At 34.5% G+C, this 26,809-nt stretch carries 21 protein-coding genes and 1 riboswitch; of the genes, 17 read left to right on the top strand and 4 right to left on the bottom strand.

The annotated features are described in order from the left end of the window. Positions 1-228: 228 nt before the first annotated feature. The 5 genes from ACNQGG_RS15200 to ACNQGG_RS15180 all read left to right on the top strand — a co-directional run bounded on the left by ACNQGG_RS15200 (position 229) and on the right by ACNQGG_RS15180 (position 7,791). On the top strand, positions 229-1,209 hold the full coding sequence (locus ACNQGG_RS15200; protein WP_039110800.1) for a pyruvate dehydrogenase complex E1 component subunit beta: 981 nt from the start codon (positions 229-231) through the stop codon (positions 1,207-1,209). A gap of 133 nt (positions 1,210-1,342) precedes the next feature. After that, positions 1,343-3,829 (top strand): DUF5686 and carboxypeptidase-like regulatory domain-containing protein, encoded by a 2,487-nt coding sequence (locus ACNQGG_RS15195; RefSeq protein ID WP_417965356.1) that lies wholly within the window; start codon positions 1,343-1,345, stop codon positions 3,827-3,829. Positions 3,830-3,932: 103 nt separating this feature from the next. After that, positions 3,933-4,583 carry a DNA-3-methyladenine glycosylase family protein gene (locus ACNQGG_RS15190; RefSeq protein ID WP_417965354.1) on the top strand — a complete coding sequence of 217 codons (651 nt, stop codon included), beginning with the start codon at positions 3,933-3,935 and terminating at the stop codon, positions 4,581-4,583. A 106-nt stretch (positions 4,584-4,689) separates the two neighbouring features. Further along, a complete protein-coding gene (locus ACNQGG_RS15185; protein WP_417965352.1) occupies positions 4,690-5,220 on the top strand; it encodes an inorganic diphosphatase in 531 nt (176 codons plus the stop codon). Between the two features lie 111 nt (positions 5,221-5,331). Next, positions 5,332-7,791, top strand: coding sequence for a sodium-translocating pyrophosphatase (locus ACNQGG_RS15180; protein ID WP_417965350.1), 2,460 nt, complete (start codon positions 5,332-5,334; stop codon positions 7,789-7,791). 107 nt (positions 7,792-7,898) lie between these two features. Here ACNQGG_RS15180 and ACNQGG_RS15175 read toward each other — a convergent pair whose 3' ends face one another. The 3 genes from ACNQGG_RS15175 to metK form a co-directional block, all read right to left on the bottom strand. Further along, positions 7,899-8,513: a deoxynucleoside kinase gene (locus tag ACNQGG_RS15175; RefSeq protein WP_417965348.1), complete on the bottom strand. Its 615-nt coding sequence runs from the start codon at positions 8,511-8,513 to the stop codon at positions 7,899-7,901. Beyond that, entirely contained in the window at positions 8,513-9,304 is a 792-nt protein-coding gene (locus ACNQGG_RS15170) for a hypothetical protein (protein WP_417965346.1), read from the bottom strand. Before ACNQGG_RS15170 ends, ACNQGG_RS15175 begins: the two co-directional genes overlap by 1 nt. A 116-nt stretch (positions 9,305-9,420) precedes the next feature. Next, the gene (gene metK, locus ACNQGG_RS15165; protein WP_417965344.1) at positions 9,421-10,671 is read right to left on the bottom strand and encodes a methionine adenosyltransferase; all 1,251 of its coding nucleotides are present in this window, start codon (positions 10,669-10,671) and stop codon (positions 9,421-9,423) included. 1,188 nt (positions 10,672-11,859) lie between these two features. Next, a riboswitch (SAM riboswitch) is annotated at positions 11,860-11,968 on the top strand. A gap of 79 nt (positions 11,969-12,047) precedes the next feature. On the opposite strand from metK, the gene ACNQGG_RS15160 reads away from it, so the two are divergent. The 5 genes from ACNQGG_RS15160 to ACNQGG_RS15140 all read left to right on the top strand — a co-directional run bounded on the left by ACNQGG_RS15160 (position 12,048) and on the right by ACNQGG_RS15140 (position 17,872). Continuing rightward, positions 12,048-13,010 (top strand): alpha/beta fold hydrolase, encoded by a 963-nt coding sequence (locus ACNQGG_RS15160; RefSeq protein WP_417965342.1) that lies wholly within the window; start codon positions 12,048-12,050, stop codon positions 13,008-13,010. 27 nt (positions 13,011-13,037) lie between these two features. After that, positions 13,038-15,452 (top strand): bifunctional aspartate kinase/homoserine dehydrogenase I, encoded by a 2,415-nt coding sequence (thrA, locus tag ACNQGG_RS15155; RefSeq protein ID WP_417965340.1) that lies wholly within the window; start codon positions 13,038-13,040, stop codon positions 15,450-15,452. Positions 15,453-15,603: 151 nt separating this feature from the next. Then, the gene (locus ACNQGG_RS15150) at positions 15,604-16,029 is read left to right on the top strand and encodes an OsmC family protein (protein ID WP_417965338.1); all 426 of its coding nucleotides are present in this window, start codon (positions 15,604-15,606) and stop codon (positions 16,027-16,029) included. A gap of 72 nt (positions 16,030-16,101) precedes the next feature. Next, positions 16,102-17,274 carry a trans-sulfuration enzyme family protein gene (locus tag ACNQGG_RS15145; RefSeq protein ID WP_416854381.1) on the top strand — a complete coding sequence of 391 codons (1,173 nt, stop codon included), beginning with the start codon at positions 16,102-16,104 and terminating at the stop codon, positions 17,272-17,274. A gap of 187 nt (positions 17,275-17,461) precedes the next feature. Beyond that, complete coding sequence (locus ACNQGG_RS15140) at positions 17,462-17,872, top strand: RrF2 family transcriptional regulator (RefSeq protein WP_417965441.1); 411 nt, start codon at positions 17,462-17,464, stop codon at positions 17,870-17,872. 160 nt (positions 17,873-18,032) lie between these two features. Here the strand turns inward: ACNQGG_RS15140 and ACNQGG_RS15135 are convergent, their stop codons facing one another. Next, positions 18,033-18,815 carry a sulfite exporter TauE/SafE family protein gene (locus ACNQGG_RS15135; protein WP_417965336.1) on the bottom strand — a complete coding sequence of 261 codons (783 nt, stop codon included), beginning with the start codon at positions 18,813-18,815 and terminating at the stop codon, positions 18,033-18,035. 402 nt (positions 18,816-19,217) lie between these two features. Between ACNQGG_RS15135 and ACNQGG_RS15130 the strand changes: the two genes are divergently transcribed. The 7 genes from ACNQGG_RS15130 (at position 19,218) to ACNQGG_RS15100 (ending at position 26,787) form a co-directional block, all read left to right on the top strand. Continuing rightward, positions 19,218-20,129 (top strand): sulfite exporter TauE/SafE family protein, encoded by a 912-nt coding sequence (locus ACNQGG_RS15130; RefSeq protein ID WP_417965334.1) that lies wholly within the window; start codon positions 19,218-19,220, stop codon positions 20,127-20,129. A gap of 15 nt (positions 20,130-20,144) precedes the next feature. Next, the gene (locus ACNQGG_RS15125; protein WP_417965332.1) at positions 20,145-20,846 is read left to right on the top strand and encodes a phosphoadenylyl-sulfate reductase; all 702 of its coding nucleotides are present in this window, start codon (positions 20,145-20,147) and stop codon (positions 20,844-20,846) included. 63 nt (positions 20,847-20,909) lie between these two features. Beyond that, positions 20,910-21,809 (top strand): sulfate adenylyltransferase subunit CysD, encoded by a 900-nt coding sequence (gene cysD, locus ACNQGG_RS15120; RefSeq protein WP_039110818.1) that lies wholly within the window; start codon positions 20,910-20,912, stop codon positions 21,807-21,809. Positions 21,810-21,929: 120 nt separating this feature from the next. Beyond that, positions 21,930-23,174, top strand: coding sequence for a sulfate adenylyltransferase subunit 1 (locus ACNQGG_RS15115; RefSeq protein WP_282728313.1), 1,245 nt, complete (start codon positions 21,930-21,932; stop codon positions 23,172-23,174). Between the two features lie 88 nt (positions 23,175-23,262). Further along, entirely contained in the window at positions 23,263-25,353 is a 2,091-nt protein-coding gene (locus ACNQGG_RS15110) for a nitrite reductase (protein ID WP_417965330.1), read from the top strand. Continuing rightward, complete coding sequence (gene cobA, locus ACNQGG_RS15105; protein WP_417965328.1) at positions 25,346-26,119, top strand: uroporphyrinogen-III C-methyltransferase; 774 nt, start codon at positions 25,346-25,348, stop codon at positions 26,117-26,119. The genes ACNQGG_RS15110 and cobA overlap by 8 nt, the downstream gene beginning before the upstream one ends. A gap of 86 nt (positions 26,120-26,205) precedes the next feature. Next, positions 26,206-26,787, top strand: a complete 582-nt coding sequence (locus ACNQGG_RS15100) for a precorrin-2 dehydrogenase/sirohydrochlorin ferrochelatase family protein (RefSeq protein WP_417965326.1) — start codon at positions 26,206-26,208, stop codon at positions 26,785-26,787. The last annotated feature ends 22 nt before the right edge of the window (positions 26,788-26,809 follow it).

The raw sequence follows: 26,809 nt of genomic DNA, 5'->3' as shown, positions 1-26,809 counted from the left end.
AGATCTATAAATTGAGGAGAAGTTGCTTGAAATGTGCAAATTCTTGGCACTATATCGATTTCGTAGCCCGGATAGCAGCGGTATCCTTCCTGTGGTTCCTTTAACCACAGGAAGATATAGCGTATAGCCGGAAATTGCTCCAAATTATTTTAAAGTAATTTATGCTTTTAAGTGGTTTAAAATATTTATTTTTGCTTTTCGAAAATTACACACATACAACATACAACTATGAGAACTATACAATTTAGAGAGGCCATTTGCGAAGCGATGAGCGAAGAAATGCGTCGCGATGAGTCCATATACTTAATGGGTGAAGAAGTTGCAGAATATAATGGAGCATACAAAGCATCTAAAGGAATGCTAGCTGAATTTGGCGAAAAAAGAGTAATTGACACTCCAATTGCGGAACTTGGTTTTACCGGTATTGCAGTAGGTTCAGCAATGAACGGCTGTAGACCAATTGTTGAATATATGACTTTCAATTTCTGTTTAGTGGGGATTGACCAAATAATAAATAACGCTGCTAAAATGCGTCAGATGACAGGTGGACAATTCAATGTGCCTATCGTTTTTCGTGGACCAACCGCTTCGGCAGGACAATTAGGAGCGACACACTCTCAAGCACTTGAAAACTGGTTTGCGAATACTCCAGGTCTTAAAGTAGTAGTTCCATCAAATGTTTACGATGCTAAAGGATTATTGAAATCAGCTATTCGTGATAATGATCCTGTGATTTTCATGGAATCAGAACAAATGTATGGTGATAAAGGGGAAGTTCCAGATGGTGAATATACTATTCCAATTGGTGTTGCCGATATTAAACGTGAAGGGACTGATGTAACTATCGTCTCTTTTGGAAAAATCATCAAAGAAGCGTATATCGCTGCTGATGAATTGGCAAAAGAAGGGATCTCCTGTGAAATTATCGATTTAAGAACGGTTCGTCCTTTGGATTTTGAAACGATTTTGACTTCGGTTAAAAAAACAAACAGATTGGTGATTCTTGAAGAAGCTTGGCCATTTGCAAGTGTTTCTTCTGAGATTACTTATTTAGTTCAAGAACGTGCTTTCGATTTTCTTGATGCGCCTATTCAACGTATCACTACTGCTGATACTCCAGCGCCGTACTCTCCAGTATTGCTTAAAGAGTGGTTGCCTAATGCAGGTGATGTTGTAAAAGCAGTTAAAAAAGTATTGTATAAAAAATAGATTTTTTTAAGAATTTGTTTTTTAAATAAAATTTAACAGTCAACAGTGAATTTTAGAATAATCTAGATTTCTAAATACCTATATTTGAAACTTCATCAATTGTTTATTTGATGAAGTTTTTTTTTGAATGATTATGAAAAAGCGTTTCTTATTTATCTTATTTTTTTTGTTTGCTTCAGCAAATGTTCTTTTTGCACAAACAAAAGTTAGCGGAATTGTTGTAGACAAAACAAATCAGCCCATTCCTTTTGCCAATGTTGTTTTTAAAGATTCGAATGAAGGTGTAGTTTCGAATGAAGATGGGCGCTTTTACATCGAATCTGCCAAAACGTATACGGTCATCGTAATATCTTCGGTAGGGTTTTCTGAGAAGGAAATTACTTTAAATAAGCTGGTGAATTATAATTTTAAAATTCAATTAAACGAAGCCGAGAGCCTCAAGGAAGTAGTGATTTTTACTGGTAAAACTTCTAAAAAGAACAATCCTGCACTTGATATTCTTAGAAAAATTTGGGAACACAAGCGTAAAAACGGCTTGAATTTATTTGCGCAATACCAAATGGAAAAGTATGAAAAGGTAGAGTTTGACATGAATACCATTGATAGTGCTTTTATGAAAAGTAAGCTTTTCAAAGGCATGGAATTTATTTTTAATCAAGTAGATACTTCCAAGATTACAGGGAAAACCTATTTGCCTATTTTTATAAATGAATCTTTGTATGATGTGTATGGGGATACTAAATTGAAGAAGGTAAAAGAGAAAATGAAAGCCAATAAAACGTCCGGTTTTGAAGGGAATCAACAAATTTTGACTTTTGTGAAAGATTTGTATTCTGATTATAATATTTATGAAAATCATCTTACGTTTTTTGATAAAAGTTTTACCAGTCCGCTATCTACTACTGGGGTTGATGTTTATAATTATGTGTTAAGAGACAGTGCGGTTGTTGATAAAAAATGGTGTTACAATATTATTTTTTATCCAAGACGTAAAAACGAATTGACTTTTAAAGGTGATTTTTGGGTAAATGATTCCACATTTGCTATCAAAAAAATCAACATGGCCGTTACAAAAAGTGCCAACATCAACTGGATAAAAGATATTTATTTAGAGCAGGAATTCGAAGTATTGAATGATTCTATTTTTCTTTTGACTCGTGATTATATGATGTCGGACTTTGCTTTAAACAAAAAAGAAAAATCAAAAGGACTTTATGGAAAGAGAACCTCTTTCTACAGAAACCACGAATTCAATAAAGAGAAGCCGGTTTCGTTTTATAAAGAGGAGGTTAATTATGTTGATAAATCGGTTTACGATAAATCGGATGATTTTTGGCATGAAAATCGTTTCGAAAATTTGAGTAAAGATGAGTTAGGCGTTTATAAAATGCTTGACACCTTGAAGACCGTTAGAAAATTTAAACAAATATCAAGTTCAGTAATGGTGCTGGCCAGTGGTTATGTACAATTTGGTCATGTCGATTATGGCCCTATTTTTTCGACATTTGGATACAATGAGGTAGAGGGTGTTCGTTTGCGTAGCGGAGCAAGAACTTATTTTGGCACAGCTGATACCTGGCGCTTACAAGGATATACCGCTTATGGCTTTAAAGATGATAAATTTAAATATGGATTTTCTGGAAAATGGATGGTAGATAAGAAAAACCGACTTATTTTATCTGGAGGAAACAGGCGTGATATAGAGCAAATAGGTTCGAGTTTGACCTCCTCAACAGATGTCTTGGGCCGAAGTAATGCTTCCTCAACGATTTTTTCTTCGGGGAGCAATGGAAAATTGACTAACATTAATTTAAGTACCGTTGCTTTAGAAATAGAACCTGTTAAAAATCTAACGTTTCAAACTGGGTTTTCATATCGAACTTTAGCCTCTGCTTCACCCACATTTAGTTTAGATTACTATACAAATGCAGCTCAGACAATGATTAAAAGCGATGTGAAACAATCGGAATTTAATCTTCGGGTAGATTATACGCCAAAACGGAAGACCATTGGTTTTGCAGTAGAAAGAGATCTTGTAGACAGTCCTTTTAGTCAGGTTTATGTCAATTACAGCCATGGATTTAAAGGCTTGTTGAACAGTGATTTTAAATATGAAAAGATTCAATTGTATTACAAGCAACCTATAATAATAGGGCCTTTAGGACGTTCGAATATTATTCTTGAAGTGGGGAAAACCTTTGGCACCATTCCTTTGGGGTTGATGAGTGTTATTCCAGGGAATCAAACTTTTTTCTCTAACGAAAGCACGTTTAGCAACCTCAATTATTATGAGTTTATATCAGATCAATATACAACGTTACAATGGAATCATAATTTTCAAGGGAGATTTTTTTCTAGAATCCCATTTATGAGAAAGCTTAATTGGAGGGAAATTATTGGAGTAAAAGGAGTTTATGGGACAATCTCAGATGCTAACAGAGCGATTAATGCTTCTGGATTAATTTACAATGCACCCGAAAAAGTGTACTGGGAATATAGCGCAGGAATCGGAAATATCTTCAAAGTACTGCGTATTGATTTCGCTTGGAGAGGCAGTTATTTAAATACACCGGATACCAATCGTTTTTCTGTAAAAGGATCATTTGGATTCTTTTTCTAATGGGAACTTGTTCCAGATTCGATTATACTTTTTTTATTTGAAGCTAATTCCAGCTATACACTATATACTTTTATAAGGCGAAAAAAATCGCCTTATAAAAAGGATGCCGTTTCTTCCCGAAACTTCGGGATGGGCTAAAAAAAATAAAACGATGCAAAAAGCCATTGAATATCTTTTAGAAAAAGACACCATTTTCAAGTCAATCATTGAACAATATGGGATGCCAACAATTCCCATAAGACCCCAAGGATTTGAAACTTTGGTGTTGTTAATCTTAGAACAACAAGTCTCGATAGATTCAGCAAAAGCGACTTTTTTAAAGTTAAAGACCAAAGAAAACAACTTTGAACCTGCGGTGCTTCTTAATTTATCGGATGAAGAGTTTAGGAATCTTGGCGTAAGCCGTCAAAAAACGTCCTATATCAAAGCGTTGTCAACTACGATACTGAATAAAGATATTGATTTGGAAAGTTTGCCAACCAAAACTGCGGAGCAAGTTAGAGCAGAACTCATCAAGATCAAAGGGATAGGAAACTGGACCATTGATATCTATTTAATGTTTTGCCTTCAAGCACCAGATTTACTTCCATTGGGAGATATTGCGGTAGTAAATACGATAAAAGAATTGTTGGATATTCACAATAAAGAAGATATGGAAGTCCATACTATAAAATGGAGCCCGTATCGTTCCGTGGCGACCTATCTTTTGTGGCATCATTATTTGAACAAAAGAAATCGAACGGTGGTTTACTAAAGTGCTGTTTGTTAAAATTTAATACACAGATAACCTAAATTTTTCATTGTTGAAAGGGATTCTTTACTTATTTTTGCACCCATAAATATAGAAAAGAAAAACTAAAATGACTGCAGACAAAATAAACACTTTCGATGTTCTTATCGAAATTCCAAGAGGAAGTAGAAATAAGTATGAGTACGATTTCGAAATAAAAAGAATGCGTTTTGATAGAATGTTATTCTCTTCAATGATGTATCCGGCTGATTACGGATTTATTCCTGAAACTTTAGCTTTAGATGGAGATCCATTGGATGTTTTGGTATTGATAAATGAACCAACTTTTCCTGGATGTGTTATAGAAGTGAAACCAATTGGGGTTTTCCACATGGCAGATGATAAAGGGCCGGATGAGAAAATTATTTGTGTACCGGTTTCTGATCCAATTTGGAATTCATTAAACGATTTATCAGATATCAATCCACACTTATTAAAAGAAATTGAGCATTTCTTCCAAGTATACAAAGACCTTGAAAACAAACAAGTGGATGTAGAAGGTTGGGGAGATTTGAGTGAAGCAAAAGCCATTATTAAAGAATGTACAGAGCGTTTTAATCAAATTGAGAATAAACCAGAAGGATTATTTAGTATTAAATAATTTCTCCCTATAATTTTTACAAAAAAAGCAATATTCCGTTAGGAGTATTGCTTTTTTGTTTAAATTCGTTTCGTAACATTACTAATACTAACCAAAAACCAAAAGAAATTTATGAATACAATAATGATTTACTTGCCAATAGTTATGGCAATTGTAGGACTTCTGTTCATGTGGGTTAAAAGAGCTTGGGTATTAAAACAAGACGCCGGAGATGGTAAGATGAAAGAGATTTCAGATTATATTTACGAAGGTGCATTGGCTTTCCTTAAAGCAGAATATAGGTTATTAGCTTTCTTCGTTGTTGGTGCAAGTATTGTTTTAGCCGGAATGTCTTTCTTGTTCCAAACGACAAATATATTAATAGTAGTAGCGTTTATTTTTGGTGCTTTTTTCTCCGCTTTCGCAGGAAATATGGGAATGAAAATAGCAACAAAAACTAATGTGAGAACCACTCAAGCTGCCCGTACTAGTTTGCCACAAGCCTTAAAAGTTTCTTTTGGCGGTGGAACAGTAATGGGATTAGGTGTTGCCGGTTTAGCCGTTCTGGGTTTAACAGGATTCTTTATTGTTTTTTTTAACCTTTTTATGGGTGGGGTTTGGACTTCATCTGAAGATATGACCAAAGTGTTGGAGACGTTAGCAGGTTTTTCTCTTGGAGCGGAATCTATTGCCTTGTTTGCTCGTGTTGGTGGTGGAATTTACACAAAAGCTGCCGATGTAGGTGCAGATTTAGTAGGTAAAGTAGAAGCCGGAATTCCAGAAGATGACCCTCGTAATCCTGCTACAATTGCTGATAATGTGGGCGATAATGTGGGTGACGTTGCTGGAATGGGTGCCGATTTATTTGGGTCTTATGTAGCGACAGTTTTGGCAGCTATGGTTCTGGGTAATTATGTTATTAAAGATATGGGCGGAAGAATTGATGATGCTTTTGGTGGAATCGGACCTATTTTATTACCAATGGCAATCGCCGGTTTTGGGATATTATTTTCTATTATCGGTATGATGCTGGTAAAAATTACAGATGAAAATGCAAAAGAAAAACAAGTGCAAAAAGCATTAAATATTGGAAACTGGGTTTCTATCTTATTAACTGCTGTGGCTTGTTTCTTTTTAGTACAATATATGCTGCCTACAACTATGAAAATGGAATTTTTTGGAGAAGGAATACAGGATATCTCCTCCATGAGAGTTTTCTATGCAACTATCGTAGGATTGGTAGTTGGGGCCACAATTTCATCTGTTACGGAATATTACACGGGATTAGGTACAAGCCCAGTAATGGCAATTGTACAAAAATCCAGTACTGGAGCAGGAACAAACGTAATTGCAGGTTTGGCCACTGGGATGATTTCTACCTTTCCAACCGTTTTATTATTTGCTGCTGCCATTTGGACTTCTTATGCTTTTGCAGGATTTTATGGTGTGGCATTAGCGGCTTCAGCCATGATGGCAACAACGGCCATGCAGTTAGCAATCGATGCTTTTGGACCCATATCGGATAACGCAGGTGGAATTGCCGAAATGAGTGAATTACCTAAAGAAGTGCGTACAAGAACGGATATTTTGGATTCTGTTGGAAACACAACAGCTGCAACCGGGAAAGGTTTTGCTATTGCTTCGGCTGCATTGACTTCATTAGCTTTATTTGCTGCGTATGTAACTTTTACAGGAATTGACGGTATCAATATTTTTAAAGCACCAGTTTTAGCGATGCTGTTTGTGGGCGGAATGATACCTGTAGTTTTCTCGGCTTTAGCCATGAATTCTGTTGGAAAAGCAGCTATGGACATGGTGTACGAAGTGCGTCGTCAGTTCAGGGAGATCCCAGGAATTATGGAAGGAACCGGAAAACCGGAGTATGCTAAATGTGTTGATATTTCTACTAAAGCAGCTTTACGAGAAATGATGTTGCCGGGAATTTTAACCATCGGTTTTCCAATTGCAATTGTTTTACTTGGGAAATTAGTTTATCGAGATAACAACCAGTTAATCGCTGAAATGTTGGGAGGCTATATGGCTGGAGTAACTGTATCTGGTGTGCTTTGGGCAGTTTTTCAAAACAATGCGGGTGGTGCATGGGATAATGCCAAGAAATCTTTTGAAGCAGGAGTGTTAATTAACGGTGAAATGACATACAAAGGTTCTGATGCACATAAAGCAGCAGTGACTGGAGATACTGTTGGGGATCCGTTTAAAGATACTTCTGGACCGTCAATGAATATTTTGATTAAATTAACTTGTTTGATCGGTCTAGTAATTGCTCCAATTTTAGGTAACGGAAGTCATACCATTTCTGATAAAGCTTCTTGTTGTGCTGCTTCAGGAAAATGCACCTCAATGTCAGCAGAAGAATGTAAAGCAAAAGGCTGTGCAAATAAAACCTGTGAACATATGAATACAGCAACAATGCCAAATCACATGATGTCTAAAGAAGTTTCAATTCAAAAAACAAATGTTGGTGGTAAAGTAAAAGCTACGATTAAAACAACCATAAACGGTAAAGTGGATATTCAAAATTTTGAAGGAACTGATGAAGAAGTCCAAGCAAAAATTGATGCTTTGAAATAAATTGATAAAAAAGTTATGTAAACAAAATGCCTCGAAATTGCGAGGCATTTTTTATTTTTAAATGATAAATTTTCAACCAGTTTATGTTCTCTTTCTTTCGAGGAGGATTAAAATAATCCATGTAACTCTGCATCAATCCGATTGAAAATAGTTCCTAAATCTTCAGGGTTATCAACAAAGTTAATATTGTCAACATCAATAATTAATAATTTTCCTTTGCTGTATGTGTGAATCCAAGCTTCATAACGTTCATTCAGTCGGCTTAAATAATCAATTGAAATCGAGTTCTCATATTCCCGTCCACGCTTGTGAATTTGTCCCACTAAGTTAGGAATAGAACTTCTTAGATAAATTAGTAAATCAGGGGCTTTAACAGTTGATTCCATTAATTCAAAGAGAGAGGAATAGTTCTGAAAATCACGATTTGTCATTAAGCCCATTGAATAAAGATTGGGTGCAAAAATATGTGCATCTTCATAAATAGTTCGGTCTTGAATAATTTTCTTGCCGCTTTCGCGAATTTGCATCACTTGACGGAATCGGCTATTCAAGAAATAAATTTGTAAATTAAATGACCAACGCTCCATTTGATGATAGAAATCATCTAAATAAGGATTATCGACTACGTCTTCAAAATGAGGTTCCCATTTGAAGTGTTTTGCCAATAAGCTTGTCAAAGTTGTTTTTCCTGATCCAATGTTTCCTGCTACTGCTATGTGCATTACGGTATTATGATTTTATAATTTGTAATTCCTTCTGATGTAAAAATAGATAAAATTTGGTCTTTGTAGCAGAATTTTTTAAACGTTTTTTCTAAAATCTCAATTTCAAATTTTTGACTCTTTTCAATATCTTCTATAAGGAGAATTGAGTCCTTAGAAACGATAAATTGATGATCGTTGATGATTACTATCGAATCAAAATCGGAGATTTCCCCCTTCTTTGTTATTTTTCCAAAAATGTCACAAGAGAACCAATTATTTTTTTTATCAATCCAATAAAAAGTATTAAAATCAGATTGATAATAGTTGATGCTTTCCGGAAATGAGGTAGAGATGGCTTTATAATCATTTTTTAAATAATCGTATAGTCCAATTTGCTGATTCAAACTATTGTAAACCCATAATTGATTTTGAGAAGCTATTCCAGTAGCGGTCACAATAATTGGGATTATGTGTTCTGAAAAGTTAATCTTTTGAATTTCGTTCAGTTGATTGTCAAGTAAGATAACGGTATTGAAATTTTCGTAGAATAAAATAATTTTCAAAGGATTTTTCAAATCTACTTTTGTAATTTTTCCTAAAGAAATGTTTTTATATTCTATAGATTCGTTGTCTTTCGTTTTAGAAAAAACATTGTTTTTAATGGTGTAATAAAAACCAAATTTATCGTATCCCAAAAGCTGTTCGGCATCAATAGTTATGTGATTTATCTTTGTAGCAGGTAGTTTTTGGTTTTGCCCGGATGCAATCGAGGTTAAGGTGAAAAAAAATACTATAATAAGGTTTTTCATAATTCAAGCAAATTACAAAAAAGAATTATGTTTTGTTCTTTGCAAATGTCCAAAAAGCATAAAAAAAACCATTCGCACTTGTCGAATGGTTTTGTCTATAAAGTAATTTCAGATAATTACAGTCCGAAAGCTATTTTTACTTGGGTAACAAAGTCTAATTTTTCCCAAGTAAACAATTCAACAGTAACTGTTTTTACATTTCCACCTGGAGCAGAGAATGTCTTAGTAACTGTTTCCGGAGTACGTCCCATATGCCCGTACGCAGCTGTTTCGCTGTAAATAGGATTTCTTAATTTCAAACGTTGCTCGATAAAGTAAGGACGCATGTCAAAAATAGCTTCTACTTTCTTTGCAATTTCACCATTGGTCAAATTCACTTTTGACGTTCCGTACGTATCGATATAAATACCCATTGGTTTTGCAACGCCAATTGCATAAGAAACCTGTACTAAAATTTCATCTGCAACACCAGCTGCAACTAAGTTTTTAGCGATATGACGTGTAGCATAAGCAGCACTTCTATCTACTTTACTTGGGTCTTTTCCAGAGAATGCACCACCACCATGAGCACCTTTTCCACCGTAAGTATCCACAATAATTTTTCTTCCTGTAAGTCCAGTATCTCCGTGTGGTCCTCCAATTACGAATTTCCCTGTTGGATTAATATGGTATTGGATTGTATCATTGAATAAATGAGCATGTGCAGGATTTTTAGTAATAATCCTTGGAATCAAAATTTCAACGATGTCTTTTTTGATTTTTGCAAGCATTGTAGCTTCTTCGTCAAAATCATCATGTTGTGTTGAGATTACAATAGCATCAATACGAGTTGGCTTATTGTCATCACTATATTCTAAAGTTACTTGAGATTTTGCATCAGGACGTAAATAAGTTATTTCGTTGTTTTCACGTCTTAAAATAGCTAATTCCTGTAATAATTTATGTGATAAATCAAGTGCCAATGGCATGTAATTATCAGTTTCATTAGTAGCGTAACCAAACATCATTCCTTGGTCTCCAGCTCCTTGATCCTCAGGATTTGCTCTGTCAACTCCTTGGTTGATGTCAGCTGACTGTTCGTGTATGGCAGAAAGAATTCCACAAGAATTGGCTTCAAACATGTATTCGCTTTTGGTGTAACCAATTTTCTTGATTACGTCACGAGCGATTTGTTGTACGTCTAAATAAGTGTTTGATTTTACTTCACCAGCCAAAATTACTTGACCAGTCGTTACTAAAGTTTCGCAAGCTACTTTTGAGTCAGCATCAAATGCTAAAAAGTTATCGATTAACGCATCCGAAATTTGATCTGCAATTTTGTCTGGATGTCCTTCGCTCACAGATTCTGACGTAAATAAATAGGCCATAATAATTATTAGTTTAAAATTAAGCGAGAAAAAATAATTGCTGAAAAGGACTAAAGGAGAGTTTCTGCTTTAGCATTTTTTCTACTGAAAAATTTTCAGCATCCATAATGAATTCGTTTCATTATGAAGAGGTTGCAATCAGTTCAAATTTTTCCTCTTGTATTCGGGTGCAAATGTATGAAACCATTTTGAATTGCAAATTAATCTTAACTTTTTTTTGCTGTTAAAATATTTCCTGCTTTTTTGATCCATAAAAAAGAAAACATTTAATCGGATTTTTTTTAAAAATTATTTGGATATTTAAATTATAGTTTGCAAATTTGCTACAAGAAAAAAAACAAAGATGAAATTTAATGTGTGCAATATGTCAAAAGCCATTCAGGAAGAATCCTGCGGGTCGCTCATTGCTTAAATTTAAATTAAAAATTTATATAGCAAAAGCCTCCCAGATAACGGGAGGCTTTTTTTTTGAAATGCATCTGTCGTAATTTTTTAAACATAAAAAAACAAGAAATAAAATGAATACGCTAAATCAACAGAAAACAATTAATTCGAAGGTCAAAAATAGGTTTTGTGCCAATGCCATTATGTGTATTCGCGTCTGTTGATTCCAAAAGTATAAGTTTGTAACACAACTTAAAACCCTTTTGGATACGTGTCTAAAAGGGTTTTTTTATTTATTCTGAATTTGTTTCAGAATCTATAATTAATTAAAAAGAAAAAAATAATAGCTAATATCTTAAAATTATGAGAACATTAAAATATTTCCCAAGAACCTTTCGGTTGCTAAAAAACTTTAGTTTCAGGAACAAAACAGAAAACAGTAGTGATTCAAAAAATGAATTGATCCATCCAAGATTTGAAATATCAAAAAATGATCCTTCAGCGCAAAAATTGGTGCCAAATTCTTTGCTTTTTCTAATGTATTCAAAAGAAAACGAAGAACTTTTTATTTAAAAAATCGAATTTCAATAATGGTTTTGATTCCTTGATGCTGTTACTCAGAGTTGTTCTTTCGGCGAAGTAGAAAATCCAAATGATGGTACTATTCTTTCGTCGAAAAGACAATTGTGAGTTGCTTTTCCAGATTGTTTTTCAATGAAACAATTAGAATCAATTCGTATAAAAATTTGTTTCTTAAAAAAAATAGTAGTTAATTTGTGCCTTTAAGTTCAGAACTGTATTGAAATGTTATAAAGAAAGGCAGAGGGATTAGACCCGATGAAGCCTTAGCAACCCTTCGATTTATCGAAGAAGGTGCTGCATTCTACCACATCATAATGTGGAAAGATAACACTAAGAATTCTCCTAGTTTACTTCTGGCTTTCTTTCTAATATTTCCAGACACAAATCAAAAAATCATAAAAGATTTGAAATTGGAAAATAAACCAACACCTATTACATTACAAAATTTCACCACCGAAAGTGGGGCTTTTTATGCTACCTTAAACTTAAGTTTTCAAGTTTTTGGTCCAGCTTTACATACAGCTCCAATAGTTTTGGTAAATCATGCATTGACTGGAAATTCTCAAGTTGTGGGAGAGAACGGTTGGTGGAATGATTTAATTGGGGAAAGCAAAACCATAGATACAAATAAATATACGATACTGGCTTTTAACGTTCCTGGAAATGGTTTTGATAATACGATCATTGAAAATTATTTGGATTTTACCGCCAGAGATACCGCCAGAATTTTTATTGAAGGGATTCATTTTCTTAAAATAAAACAACTGTATGCTATTATTGGTGGATCAGTTGGTGGCGGAATTGCTTGGGAAATAGCAGCTTTGGAACCAAAAATCACACAACATTTAATTCCTATTGCAACCGATTGGAAATCGACGGACTGGCTAATTGCCAATTGCTTTTTGCAGGAGCAGATTCTGAATAATTCTTCAAAGCCTATTGAAGATGCTCGAATTCATGCGATGCTTTGTTATAGAACTCCAGAATCGTTCAAGTCAAAATTTGGTAGAACTACTAATGCCGAATTAGCCATTTTTAACATTGAAAGCTGGTTGTGTCATCACGGTGAAAAACTCCAAAAACGATTCCAACTTTCGTCTTATAAAATGATGAATCAATTGCTTAAAACGATAGATATTACCCGAAATAGCGGGTCATTTGAAGAAATAGCTTCCAAAATTGAAGCTGACATTCACATCATTGGAATCGATTCAGATTTGTTTTTTACGGTAAGTGAAAATAGAGCGACGTATCAGGAATTAAAAAAATATAAAAATAATGTCACCTATCAAGAAATTGTTTCCATTCACGGACATGATGCTTTTTTGATAGAATACAAACAATTAGACAATTTGCTTGCCTCCATTTTTTAGGGGTGACACCATATAAAAACGTACACAATGAAAATATTAAAATTTGGAGGTAAATCTTTATCGAATGGCGAGGGAATAAATAAAGTAGTCGCTATTATTACTGATAAAGTAAATCAAGGAGAAAAAATTGCAATAGTAGTTTCAGCAAGAGGAAATGCTACAGATGAATTGGAAGAAATTTTAGGGGTTGCCTCTAAAAATGGTAATTATAAAGAATTATTTGAAAACTTTAAAAAATACCAGCAAGACGATTATGATGAAGTTGATTTATCAGAAGAATTTAATGTCCTTGAAAAACTTTTTGAAGGTGTAAGTTTGATTGGGGATTACAGTAATAAAATTAAAGACCAAATACTTTCAAAAGGAGAGTTGCTTTCTGCAAAATTACTGACGGCTATTTTAATTAAAAATGGAGTAAATGCGCGTTTTGCAGATACAAGAGAATTAATTAAAACGGATTCGAAATTTGGAGATGCACAACCTTTGGAACAACTTTCTAAGAAAAACGTAATCAATTATTTCAAACAAAATAACGGGACAACCGTAAATGTGGTTACCGGTTTTATAGGTTCAAATAGTAAGAACGACACTACGACTTTAGGTAGAAACGGGAGTAACTATACTGCTTCATTGATTGCTAATTATATCGATGCCGAAGAACTGCAGAATTATACGCATGTTGACGGAATTTACACAGCCAACCCGGATTTAGTTCCTGATGCTAAAAAAATAGACCATTTGACTTTTAACGAAGCTAATGAATTGGCTAATTTTGGAGCAACAATACTGCACGCCAAAACGATTATTCCTTTATTGGAAAAAAACATTCCGCTTCGTATTTTAAATACATTCAATCACGAAAATAAAGGAACATTAATTACTTCTAATTCTAACAAAGAAGGAATTAAAACACTTTCGGTACTTGAAAATGTGTCGTTGGTAAATCTGGAAGGAAGAGGGTTATTAGGAAAAACTGGCGTTGATGCCCGTATTTTCAGAGTGATGGGCGATAATGATATCAGCGTAAGTATTATTTCTCAAGGTTCTTCTGAAAGAGGAATTGGATTGGTTGTTGATGCTGATAAAGCGACAAAAGCAATGATTGAACTGGAGAAAGAATTCGAAAATGATTTCTACTCGAAAGATGTGAATAAAATTACGGTTACTGATAATGTTTCGGTAATTTCTATAATTGGTCAGGATTTGAGTACATTTCATAAGCCTTACACAGCATTGATAAAAAATAAAATTGTCCCTATACTTTTCAACAACACGGTTACGGGTAAAAACGTGAGTTTGGTGGTGAAAAAATCGCAACTTCACAAAGCATTAAATGTGATTCACGGGGAGATTTTCGGGGTTTCCAAGAAAATTAATATTGCCATTTTTGGACATGGATTAGTAGGTGGGACTTTAATTAACCAAATCCTGGAATCAGCAGCAACTATTGAGAAAAGAAAAGACATAAAACTAAATGTTTTTGCAATTGCAAATTCTAAAAATGTTCTTTTAAATAAAAATAGCGTCACTCCAAATTGGAAAAATGAAATCCAGAATAATGGGTTTTCGTATACAATTGATGATGTTATCGCCTACGCAAATGAGCATCACTTAGAGAATTTAATTGCTATTGATAACACGGCAAGTGCTGTATTTGTAGAAAATTATATTCCTTTGATAGAGAATGGTTTCGATTTGATTTCTTCTAATAAAGTGGCAAATACATTAAGCTATAGCTTTTATAAAAAATTGCGAAAAGTATTAGCGGACAATCAAAAGAGTTATTTGTATGAAACCAATGTAGGAGCTGGATTACCATTGATAGATACGATAAAATTACTGCATCTTTCTGGCGAAAATATCACAAAAATCAAAGGTGTTTTTTCAGGTACATTGAGTTATTTGTTCAATAATTTTTCTGCTAAAGAGGTGCCGTTTAGCGAAATATTGAAAGAAGCGATTGATAACGGATATACAGAACCGGACCCAAGAGAAGATTTGTGTGGGAACGATGTTGGTAGAAAATTATTGATTTTGGCAAGAGAATTAGATTTGCAAAATGAATTTGAAGAAATCAACATTCAGAATTTAATTCCGGAACATTTACGGGAAGGTGATGTTTCCGATTTTCTGAATAAATTGAAGGAGTTTGATCCTATTTATGATAAAATTAAAGCGGAACAAAAACCAAATCACGTGTTGCGATACATAGGTGAATTATCAGGTGATTTACAAAACGACAAAGGAAATCTTGAAGTAAAATTAGTTTCGGTACCTTCGGATACTGCTTTAGGGGGATTGAAAGGTTCTGACTCTTTCTTCGAAATTTATACGGAATCGTATGGTGACAGACCCATTGTAATTCAAGGCGCAGGAGCAGGATCAGCCGTGACGGCGAGAGGCGTTTTTGGGGATATTTTGAGATTGTCGGATAAAGGGTAATGATTTAGATTGCAGATTGCTTCGCCTGTTCGCTCTTTCAGGCTCGGGTAACGGTTTTTGATTTAAGATTTAAAAAAATTAAACAGTAATAATTCTCCAGTTTCGGCTCCCTCTCCTTTGGAGAGGGTCGGGGAGAGGAAAATAGATAACAATGAAAATAACATTAGACAGAGTAAACGACAATTTCCACTTTGAATTAAAAAACGAACGTGGACATATGGTAAATGTTGATAGCCGTCCTGAATTTGGCGGGAATGATATGGGTGCAAGTCCAATGGAATTAGTATTAATGGGTGTTGCAGGTTGTAGCGCAATTGATATGATTTCGATACTTAAAAAACAAAGACAAGAAATTACTTCTTTCAAAGCTGAGGTTGTAGGAGAGCGCGTTCAAGTAGGAGAGGCAAAACCATTCAAGGATATTCATGTTGTGTTTTATCTGGAAGGTCCAATTAATGAAGAAAAAGCAGCAAGAGCTGCGCAACTTTCTTTCGAGAAATATTGTTCGGTTTCAAAAACATTAGAACCAAACGCAACGATACATTATAAAGTAGTTTTGAATAATAAATCATTATAGTTTAAATAAAAGGTATTGGTGTTTTTCGATTCCAACAACTTTAAAACTTAAACTTTAAACTAAAAAATAAAAATGAACGAACAAGATTTTGGTTTTGAAACCCAAGCCATCCGTACCCAATTAGAAAGATCACAATATCAGGAGCATTCCGTGCCTTTATATTTATCATCCAGTTTTGTATTTGAAGATGCCGAAGACATGCGTGCCTCTTTTACAGAAGAAAAAGAACGCAATATTTACAGTCGTTTCAGTAATCCCAACACCACTGAGTTTGTTGATAAAATTTGCAAAATGGAAGGAGCCGAAGCTGGTTATGCTTTTGCAACAGGAATGGCAGCGGTATATTCTACTTTTGCAGCTTTGTTAAATTCAGGGGATCATATTGTTTCTGCTAGTAGTGTTTTTGGTTCTACACACGCTTTGTTTATGACTTATTTTCCGAAATGGAATATCGAAACCTCGTATTTTGATATTAATAAGCCAGAAACTATTGAGAGTTTCATTAAACCAAATACCAAAATATTGTATGCCGAGTCGCCTACAAATCCTGCTGTAGATATCATAGATCTTGAATTGTTAGGTGCAATAGCCAAGAAACACAATTTGATTTTAATCATCGACAATTGTTTTGCAACGCCTTATATTCAGCAACCTATAAAATGGGGAGCGCATTTAGTGGTGCATTCAGCTACCAAATTAATTGATGGACAAGGAAGAGTTTTGGGCGGAGTAACTGTAGGAAGTGAAGATTTGATTCGTCAAATTTATTTGTTTTCTAGAAATACAGGGCCCGCATTATCCCCATTCAATGCTTGGATTTTATCTAAAAGTTTAGAAACATTGGTAGTTCGTGTCGAAAAACATTGCGAAAATGCTTTGAAAGTAGCTGAGTTTCTAGAAAATAATCCGAATGTGAACAGCGTGAAATATCCGTTTTTGAAATCACATCCAAAATATGAAATAGCCAAAAAACAAATGCTTTTGGGAGGTAATATTATTGCTTTTGAAATCAAAGGTGGAATAGAAGCAGGACGACAATTTTTGGATAAAATAAAACTCTGTTCCCTTTCGGCAAATATTGGTGATACGAGAACAATTGTAACGCACCCAGCCTCTACAACACACAGTAAACTATCTGTTGAAGAACGTTTAGCAGTGAGTATTACTGATGGACTAGTACGTGTTTCAGTAGGTTTAGAAACAGTAAAAGATGTAATTGCTGATTTGGAGCAAGCGCTTTCGTAAAATTTCTGAATGGAGATTAACGATTTTTGATTGCAGATTTAGTACATGTTTAAAATCGTTAATCTCTATTTCTTATTCTTAAATCTAAAAGTATATTTTTGTTGTTACAATAAAAGACATGTTGATTTCGGATTACTTTAAAATTTGAAATCAACAATCCTCAATGAACATCTTAATTCACTTAAATATGCTTTCAAAGAAAACTAAATACGGTATAAAAGCTTTGACTTTTTTGGCTCGCCAAGAGAATCAAACTCCTGTTGCTATTGCAGATATTGCAAAGGCAGAACAAATTTCAATTAAGTTTTTAGAAAGTATTTTGTTGCTTTTACGTCATTCTGGTTTTCTTGGAGCGAAGAAAGGGAAAGGCGGTGGGTACTATCTTATCAAAGATCCAAAGGATATTAATATGGCAAAAGTGTACCGAATTCTAGAAGGTCCCATTGCTTTATTACCTTGTGCCAGTCATAACTTTTACGAAAAATGTGAGGATTGTAAAGATGAATCCTTGTGTGCCGTTCGGAAATTAATGATGGAAGTTCGGGACAATACCTTAATGATATTAGAAAACAATACCTTGGCTGACATTGCATTTTAGGCTATCCTCTTCTAAATAAAACAAGTGGTATAAAAAAATACCATTTCATTGAATTAACCCAATGGAATGGACTTTTTTTTGTAAAAAATAATGTGGTCAAAAATGGATTATAGAACCATTTTTATATGTCAATTTCAATTAAAATATTTCGTCATAAAAGCTAAAAAACCAATTTATATCCCACGAAAAATAACATTATCGCAATAGCATTTCTAAGAAACAAATCAGGTACTTTTCCACTCAACATACTTCCTATAAAAATTCCAGGAAATGATCCTATTAATAACTGGCCTAATAGCCCTAAATCTAAATTTCCCATTGAGGCATGTCCTATTCCTGCAACAAGAGTTAAAGGGACGGCATGGGCAATTTCTGTTCCTACTAATCTCGGAGTTGGTAAAAGTGGGTACAGGAAAAATAAAGTAACGGTACCTAAAGCACCAGCTCCTATCGAAGTAAGGGTCACAGTTGCGCCCAGCATTACGCCAATAGCGATAGTTAATACATTTTGAGTTTTACTCTGACTATGGAATTTATCACCAGCATGTTTTTGAGAAAAAACTAAGAGTTTCTTTTTGAACAAAATGGCTATCGAAGTAAAAAGTAGCGCCCAACCCAAACTGTATTTTATTACAGCATTTATAGTTGAAATGTCTGTTTTAATACTGTTTAATATCCATAAAGTTAGTAAAGCTGCAGGAACACTGCCTAAAGTAAGCCAGCCGGTGATGGACCAATTTATATTGCCTTTTTTATGATGTACAAACACACCACCTAATTTAGTAAAAGCCGCATACAATAAATCGGTTCCAACGGCAGTAGTTGGTGGAATACCAAACCATAATAAAATTGGAGTCATTAGAGATCCTCCTCCCACACCTGTTAAGCCTACTATAAAACCAACTACTAAACCCGCAACGATTAACCCTAATTGAAAATCCATGAAATAATTTTTTTGACAAAATAACAACTAATTTTATAATTGTCCTATAGATAAGGTAGAGTTTGTGAAATATATTTTAAAAAGTAAAAATAAATCAATCTTCTCCTTAATAATGTGCAATTAAATAAGTTTACCATCCCATTGAGTTTGGTGGAAGTTTAATATGTTTTAAGTTCGTAGTGATAGAATGAAGTCGGTTACTTGTATCGCGAATGGATTGGTTCTTAGTAAATGACAAATAAGTATTGATACTAATTGATTTTAATTATTGAGTTTTTAGGATGCTTTTTTAATGTGAAAAATCCAAATATTATTTTGTTATTTATAAATAAGTAGTACCTTTGCGGAGTAATCTACTAAGCCGATAGGGTAATAGACATGGTTGAGTCAAATTAGTTTTACATGGAAAATATGAATAAAGAATTGAAAATAAACCGTGAGGCATTAAAACCGGAAGTTTCGTTTACAAAACGTTTGTGGGTTATTATTCCTGTTGTTTTGTTAGTAGGGTTATTGTCAACATTGGTGTATAATCATTATGCTGAATTTTCTTGGAATGGTTTTGTAGCCGGGTTTAACCAAGAGTTTTTAATATTTGTCTTGATTGGGATTTTTGCTCAATTAGTGGATGGGACTTTAGGCATGGGTTATGGAGCTACATCAACATCTTTTTTGTTAGCGTATGGAGTTTCACCAGTCATTAGCAGTGCTGGAGTACACGTTGCTGAAATGTTTACAACGGGAGCCTCGGCTATTTCTCATCATCGATTTGGAAACATAAATAAAAAGTTAGTCAAAAACCTTTTAATTCCAGGGGTGATTGGTTCTGTTGTTGGAGCTTATTTATTGTCGGATGTGATTGATGGTGATGTGATTAAGCCTTTTATTGCGGTATATATGATTGCTTTGGCTGTTATAATTATTAGAAAAGCCATGAAAAAGAATATTATCAAAAAGAAAACAAAACGCTTAGGTATTTTGGCTACTTTTGGGGGTTTTATGGATGCTGTTGGTGGAGGCGGATGGGGGCCGATTGTGACTTCAACATTACTTGGGCGAGGTAGAAATCCTCGTTACACTATTGGTTCTGTGAATGCTGCTGAATTTGCCGTTTCTTTTGCAAGTGGAATTACTTTTATGCTTTTTGGTGGGATACACGGTTGGCAGGTGATTGTAGGATTGATTGTAGGAGGGGTTGCTGCGGCACCACTTGCGGCTTATTTGGTTAATAAAATTCAAAGAAAGCCAATGATGATTGCAGTTGGAATATTGATAATTGTTTTGAGTTTAAAAACATTATCTAAATTTTTATAAAATAGAAACGAGATTATGAGTAGAGCTATAGTAAATACTTTATTAGAAAAAACAAAAGATTTTTCCATTGAGGAAACGCTTGCTTTTTTAGCTGATGAATATAAGAATAAAGTTGTTTTTTCAACTTCTTTCGGGCAGGAAGACCAAGTGATAACGGCTTTAATTGCCAAAAATGATTTGCCGATTACCATTTTTACTTTGGATACAGGAAGAATGTTCCAAGAAACTTACGATGTTTTTCATAAGACATTGAAAAAATATAAAATAGATATTAAAACCTATTTTCCGGAAGCAACCGCGGTTGAAGAATTGTTAAACAAAAAAGGACCAAACAGTTTCTACGAATCAGTGGAGAATAGAAAAGAATGTTGTTTTATTCGAAAAGTGGCTCCGTTGACCAAAGCTTTAAAAGGAAATGAAATTTGGATTACCGGTTTGCGTGCGGAACAATCAGAAAACAGAAATGATTTGGCAGCCTTTGAATACGATGCTCATTTCAACATCATAAAATTCAATCCGTTATTGAAATGGACTTTAGCCGAGGTTCAAAAATATATTGATGATAATAATGTGCCACAAAACGCTTTACACAAAAAAGGGTTTGTAAGCATTGGTTGCGCGCCTTGTACGAGAGCCATAGCCGAAGGCGAAGACATCAGAGCAGGAAGATGGTCATGGGAATCGAGTCATAAAGAATGTGGTTTACACCAAAAATAAAAGTTTAATCGTTTAAACGAAAACTGATTAACAAAAAATAAATTACCAAAAAAACAAAGAATGATGAGTTCAATATTAAAAACAAACGCTTTAGAAAGCGAAGCGATATACATTTTTAGAGAAGTTATTTCTCAATTTGACAAACCGGTTTTGCTTTTCTCTGGTGGAAAAGATTCAATTACATTGGTGCGTTTAGCGCAGAAAGCTTTTTTCCCTGCTAAAATTCCTTTCCCATTGTTACATGTTGATACAGGACATAACTTTCCTGAAACTATTGCGTTTAGAGATAAATTGGTAGCTGAATTAGGATTGGAATTAATCGTTCGTAATGTACAGGATGCAATAGATGAAGGTAAAGTAGTAGAAGAGTCTGGGAAATATTCTAGTAGAAACAGTTTGCAAACAACAACACTTTTGGATGCTATTGAAGAATTCAAATTTGACGCTTGTATTGGTGGTGCGCGTAGAGATGAAGAAAAAGCAAGAGCTAAAGAACGTATTTTTTCTGTTCGTGATGATTTTGGTCAATGGGATGAAAAAAATCAGCGTCCTGAATTATTTGATCTTTTGAATGGGAAAATTGAAAACGGTCAAAACGTTCGTGTTTTTCCAATTTCGAACTGGACTGAATTGGATGTTTGGAGTTATATCGAACAAGAGCAAATAGAAATTCCATCGATTTACTTTTCGCATAAGCGTAAAGTATTTATAAGAGATGGTATGATTTGGTCGCATTCTCCTTTTGTATACCAAGAAGAAGATGAAGAAATCGAGGAAAGGATTGTTCGTTTTAGAACTGTTGGAGATATGAGTTGTACTGCTGCCGTTGATTCTTATGCAGCAACTATTCAAGAAGTGGTTGGTGAAATTAGATCTTCAACTATTTCTGAAAGAGGAGCCAGAATTGATGATAAACGTTCTGAAGCTGCAATGGAAAAAAGAAAACAACAAGGGTATTTTTAGAAAATTATTTTAAATTATAAATTCTAAATGTTTGAATTATTTCGGAAGCATTTAAAATTTAAAATTCGACACTTAAAATAAAATTTAAAATTCAATATTTAAAATAAAAAATAAAAACTGATGGAAGTTTTAAAAATAGCAACAGCAGGAAGTGTAGATGACGGAAAAAGTACATTAATCGGAAGATTATTGTACGATACAAAATCGTTGACTACAGATAAGATTGAAGCGATAGAAAAAAGCAGTAAGCAAAAAGGGTACGATTATTTAGATTTCTCATTGGCTACTGATGGTTTGGTTGCCGAAAGAGAACAAGGAATCACGATTGATGTGGCTCATATTTATTTTTCGACTGCCAAAAAAAGTTACATTATTGCCGATACTCCAGGTCACGTAGAATATACGCGTAACATGGTTACCGGAGCTTCGACTTCACAAGTTTCAATCATTTTGATTGATGCTCGTAAAGGAGTTATTGAGCAAACGTACCGTCACTTTTTTATCAATAATTTATTGAGAGTAAAAGATGTAATTGTTGCGGTAAACAAAATGGATTTAGTTGATTATTCAGAAGAAGTATACAATAAAATCAAAGCAGACTTTCAGGCATTAAATGCAAAAAGCGCTTTCAAAGAACAAAATGTAAGTTACATTCCGTTAAGTGCAATCAATGGTGGTAATGTTGCCGATAAATCGGAGAATATGCCTTGGTACACCGGACAGACGGTTTTGGAACATTTGGAATCTTTAGAGCCAAATGATATCTATGAAAACGGAATCGCACGTTTCCCTGTTCAAACAGTAATCCGACCAAAAACTGAGGAATATCACGATTTTAGAGGGTATGCCGGAAAATTATACGGGAACACTATTAAAGTAGGGGATGCCGTAACAGTACTTCCTTCTTTAACAGAATCTACAGTAACGAATATTCACTTTTTTGATAAACAATTTGACGAAGCTACGGCTGGTTCTTCTATCACTATCGAATTAGATAATGACATCAATGTAACCAGAGGTGATATGATTGTAAAATCTAATGAACTTCCTAAAATTGAAAAAGACATCACAACAACTGTTTGTTGGATGGACAGTAAAAAATTAGTGGCAGGTGCAAAATATTATGTACAACACAATAGCAATAGAGTTTTGGCGAAAATTGATAGTGTAAAAAACGTAATCGCAACCGATTATTCTGGAACAACTCCAGCGACTCAATTAGCTATAAATGAAATTGGAGAAGTAACTATTAAATTGAGCAAAGCCATTTATTTTGATGCTTACACTGATAATAAATCTAACGGAGCTTTCATCTTAATAGATGCTGCAACCAATACAACAGCAGGAGTTGGTTTTATAAAATAATTTTTAGCTTTTGCTAAAAAAATAAATAAGTTTAAAGATATAGATTAACAGCTAAAAGCCCAAAGCCAATAGCTAAAAGCTAAAAAAGATGCAAAGTTTTAGAACCGAAATAGAAGACCCGATTGTTCAAAAAGAGATTATCGATTTAGAGAAAAAAATTCATTCATTCCGAAGTGGACAAATTGACGATGAGCGTTTTCGCAGTCTTCGTTTGGCACGTGGTATTTACGGTCAACGTCAAGAAGGAGTGCAAATGATTCGTATTAAATTGCCATACGGAAAAGTGACCAGCGAGCAATTGAAGAGAATTACTGAAGTATCAGATGAATATTCAACGGGACGTTTGCACATTACAACCCGTCAGGATATTCAAATTCACTATGTGAGTTTAGATAGAACTCCTGAACTATGGTCTGAGTTAGCCAAAGATGATATCACTTTGAGAGAAGCTTGTGGAAACACGGTGCGTAATATTACAGGAAGTGAATTAGCAGGTGTAGATGTTGACGAACCTTTTGATGTATCGCCTTATGCGCATGGTTTGTTTCAATATTTATTGCGTAACCCAATTTGTCAAGAAATGGGACGTAAGTTCAAAATATCATTCTCCTCTTCTGATAAAGATACCGCTTTGAGTTATTTACACGATTTAGGATTTATTCCAAAAATTGTAAATGGCGAAAAAGGGTTCAAAATAATGTTTGCCGGTGGTTTAGGTTCTCAACCAAGTCACGCCGAATTGCTTTCAGAATTTGTACCGGTTAACCAAATTATTCCAACTGCCGAAGGTATAATTAGAGTTTTTGACCGTTACGGAGAAAGAGCAAAACGTTTGAAAGCACGTATGAAGTTTTTAATCAAAGACTTAGGTCGTGAGGAGTTTTTGCGTTTGGTTGACGAAGAGAAAAAAGCCCTTCCGTTTCATACCTACGAAATAGACACTACTGCATTTGAAGGAGCAATTACAGAACCATTGTTGGCAGTACCATCAGTAACGATTGTTGATGTTGAAGCTTTTGAAGCTTGGAAAAAATCGAATGTGATTGCGCAAAAACAAGCAGGATATGTTGCTATTGGTATTAAAGTACTTTTAGGAGATTTTTATACAGATAAAGCAAGATTATTAGCGGATTTGATTAAAAATTATGGTGCTAATGAATTGCGTTTTTCATTAAGACAAAACATCGTTTTACGTAATATTAAAGAAGAAAATCTAGCATTCTTTTACCAAGAATTAGCCAAATTGGATTTTGTTGCTTTAGGATATGATACTATCGGAGATATCACGGCTTGCCCGGGAACAGATACTTGTAATTTAGGAATCGCAAGCAGTACTGGTATTGCAGATGAATTAGAAAGAGTATTAAAAGCTGAATATCCACAATATAGCAATAATCAAGAAATCGCAATTAAAATTAGCGGTTGTATGAATGCTTGCGGACAACACAATATGTCCGAAATTGGTTTCCAAGGAATGTCAATTAATGCAGGAAAACTAGTTGCTCCAGCGCTTCAAGTATTATTAGGCGGAGGGAATTTAGGTAACGGAAACGGAAGATTTTCGGATAAAGTAATCAAAATTCCAAGTAGAAGAGGACCAGATGCGTTGCGTTATATCTTAAATGATTTTGAAGCGAACGGAAACGGACAATCATTCTTGAATTATTATGATACCAAAGGAGAGAAATATTTCTACGAATTCTTGAAACCATTAGCTGATTTGACTAATCTTACCGAAGCTGATTTTGTAGATTGGGGTAATGCCGATAACTATGTAAAAGCAGTTGGAGTTGGAGAATGTGCAGGTGTAGTTATTGATTTAGTGGCTACATTACTATTGGAAGCCAAAGACAAATTAACTTTTGCACAGGAAGCTTTCGAAGATAAAAAATGGGCAGATGCGATTTATTTAGCCTACGCAGGTTTTGTAAATGGAGCCAAAGCAATATTATTGGCCGAAAATCAAAAAACAAATCACCACGCTGGAATCATTGATTTGTTTGATACGGTTTTTATCGAAAGCAAAAAAATCGAATTGGATTCAAGCTTCAAAGATTTGGTTTATCAAATCAAAGCGAATGAGCCTTCTGCGGAATTTGCACAAAAATACATTCAAGAAGGAGTCGCATTTTTTGATAAAATAGAAAAATACAGAGCCAAAGATTTAGCTGATGCATAATACAATACAACCAAAAGTAACTTTAGTAGGTGCTGGTCCCGGCGACCCAGATTTGCTTACTCTGAAAGGAGTAAAAGCACTTGCTGAAGCGAATGTGGTTTTGTATGATGCGCTGGCCAATGAAGAAATAATGAATCACGCGCCAAAAACTGCCATAAAAATATTTGTAGGTAAAAGAATTGGAGCACATGAATATTCGCAGGACCAAATCAATCAGTTGATTGTAGATAATGCGCTTACGTATGGAAATGTGGTTCGGTTAAAAGGTGGAGATCCATTTATTTTTGGTCGTGGAAGCGAAGAAATAGAATATGCCGAAAGTTTTGGAATCCCTACATTTGTGGTGCCCGGAATTTCATCAGCTATTGCAGTTCCCGCTTACCAAGGCATTTCTTTGACAAAAAGAGGCGTTTCCGAAAGTTTTTGGATAATCACAGGCACAACTTCCGACAGGAATTTGTCAGATGATGTAGCTCTCGCAGCGCAATCATCAGCAACAGTAGTGATTTTGATGGGAATGAGTAAGCTATCGCAAATTGTGTCTTTATTCCAAAAAGAATCCAAAGGAGAAACTCCAATTGCGATTATTCAAAACGGAACTACTCCACAAGAAAAAGTGGGTGTTGGAACGGTTAACACTATTCAAGAAGTTGTGGCGAAGAACAAGTTAAGTTCACCAGCGATAATTGTTATTGGAGAAACGGTAAAAGAAAGTAGCAAGTTAAAAGGATTTTACGAAGAATTCATTTTAAGTAAAATTGCATAAAAAATAAGTATAAATTATTCAAGCTCTGGCTCCCTCTCCTTCGGAGAGTCCCGAAGTTTCGGGAGGGGAGAGAAAATAAGATAATAATGGAAAGGAACGAATTATATCCAATATTTTTAAAATTACACAACCTCAATGTACTTATTGTAGGCGGAGGTAATGTGGGTTTAGAAAAGTTATCGTTTATGCTAAAATCTAGCCCCAATGCAAATGTTGAGGTGGTAGCCCCAAAGTTTTTGCCTGAACTGGAGGAGTTGGTTGAAAAGCATCCTTCGGTGAAATTGACTAAAGCCAAGTTCAAGAAAAAGATGTTGAAGAAACGGCACATGGTTATTGCTTGTACCGATGATTTGAAAGTCAATAAACGAGTGTTTGACTTGTCACGAAAAAGATATTTGATTTGCAACATTGCCGATACACCACCATTATGTGATTATTATTTGGGAGGAATTGTAACCAAAGGAAATGTCAAAATAGCCATTTCAACAAACGGGAAATCACCGACAACAGCCAAAAGATTGCGCGAATTTTTCGAAGAAATAATTCCGGACGATATCAATAAAATGGTCGAAAACCTAAATGAATATCGCAAAACGCTGAAAGGAAATTTTGAGGAAAAAGTTCAAAAAATGAATGAAATTACCGAAGCGTTAAAAAATAAAGAATAAAAGAGCCCATAAATAACGAATG

Origin of the sequence: Flavobacterium esculini (assembly GCF_048284325.1) — a bacterium.
Classification (GTDB): domain Bacteria; phylum Bacteroidota; class Bacteroidia; order Flavobacteriales; family Flavobacteriaceae; genus Flavobacterium.
Note: the sequence above shows the minus strand (reverse complement) of the source record. Positions and strands in the feature narration are given on the sequence as shown.

Coding starts and splice junctions, on each gene's coding strand:
- ACNQGG_RS15200 (WP_039110800.1), top strand. CDS start 229: ATGAGAACTATACAATTTAGAGAGGCCATTTGCGAAGCGATGAGCGAA.
- ACNQGG_RS15195 (WP_417965356.1), top strand. CDS start 1,343: ATGAAAAAGCGTTTCTTATTTATCTTATTTTTTTTGTTTGCTTCAGCA.
- ACNQGG_RS15190 (WP_417965354.1), top strand. CDS start 3,933: ATGCCGTTTCTTCCCGAAACTTCGGGATGGGCTAAAAAAAATAAAACG.
- ACNQGG_RS15185 (WP_417965352.1), top strand. CDS start 4,690: ATGACTGCAGACAAAATAAACACTTTCGATGTTCTTATCGAAATTCCA.
- ACNQGG_RS15180 (WP_417965350.1), top strand. CDS start 5,332: ATGAATACAATAATGATTTACTTGCCAATAGTTATGGCAATTGTAGGA.
- ACNQGG_RS15175 (WP_417965348.1), bottom strand. CDS start 8,513: ATGCACATAGCAGTAGCAGGAAACATTGGATCAGGAAAAACAACTTTG.
- ACNQGG_RS15170 (WP_417965346.1), bottom strand. CDS start 9,304: ATGAAAAACCTTATTATAGTATTTTTTTTCACCTTAACCTCGATTGCA.
- metK (WP_417965344.1), bottom strand. CDS start 10,671: ATGGCCTATTTATTTACGTCAGAATCTGTGAGCGAAGGACATCCAGAC.
- thrA (WP_417965340.1), top strand. CDS start 13,038: ATGAAAATATTAAAATTTGGAGGTAAATCTTTATCGAATGGCGAGGGA.
- ACNQGG_RS15150 (WP_417965338.1), top strand. CDS start 15,604: ATGAAAATAACATTAGACAGAGTAAACGACAATTTCCACTTTGAATTA.
- ACNQGG_RS15145 (WP_416854381.1), top strand. CDS start 16,102: ATGAACGAACAAGATTTTGGTTTTGAAACCCAAGCCATCCGTACCCAA.
- ACNQGG_RS15140 (WP_417965441.1), top strand. CDS start 17,462: ATGCTTTCAAAGAAAACTAAATACGGTATAAAAGCTTTGACTTTTTTG.
- ACNQGG_RS15135 (WP_417965336.1), bottom strand. CDS start 18,815: ATGGATTTTCAATTAGGGTTAATCGTTGCGGGTTTAGTAGTTGGTTTT.
- ACNQGG_RS15130 (WP_417965334.1), top strand. CDS start 19,218: ATGGAAAATATGAATAAAGAATTGAAAATAAACCGTGAGGCATTAAAA.
- ACNQGG_RS15125 (WP_417965332.1), top strand. CDS start 20,145: ATGAGTAGAGCTATAGTAAATACTTTATTAGAAAAAACAAAAGATTTT.
- cysD (WP_039110818.1), top strand. CDS start 20,910: ATGAGTTCAATATTAAAAACAAACGCTTTAGAAAGCGAAGCGATATAC.
- ACNQGG_RS15115 (WP_282728313.1), top strand. CDS start 21,930: ATGGAAGTTTTAAAAATAGCAACAGCAGGAAGTGTAGATGACGGAAAA.
- ACNQGG_RS15110 (WP_417965330.1), top strand. CDS start 23,263: ATGCAAAGTTTTAGAACCGAAATAGAAGACCCGATTGTTCAAAAAGAG.
- cobA (WP_417965328.1), top strand. CDS start 25,346: ATGCATAATACAATACAACCAAAAGTAACTTTAGTAGGTGCTGGTCCC.
- ACNQGG_RS15100 (WP_417965326.1), top strand. CDS start 26,206: ATGGAAAGGAACGAATTATATCCAATATTTTTAAAATTACACAACCTC.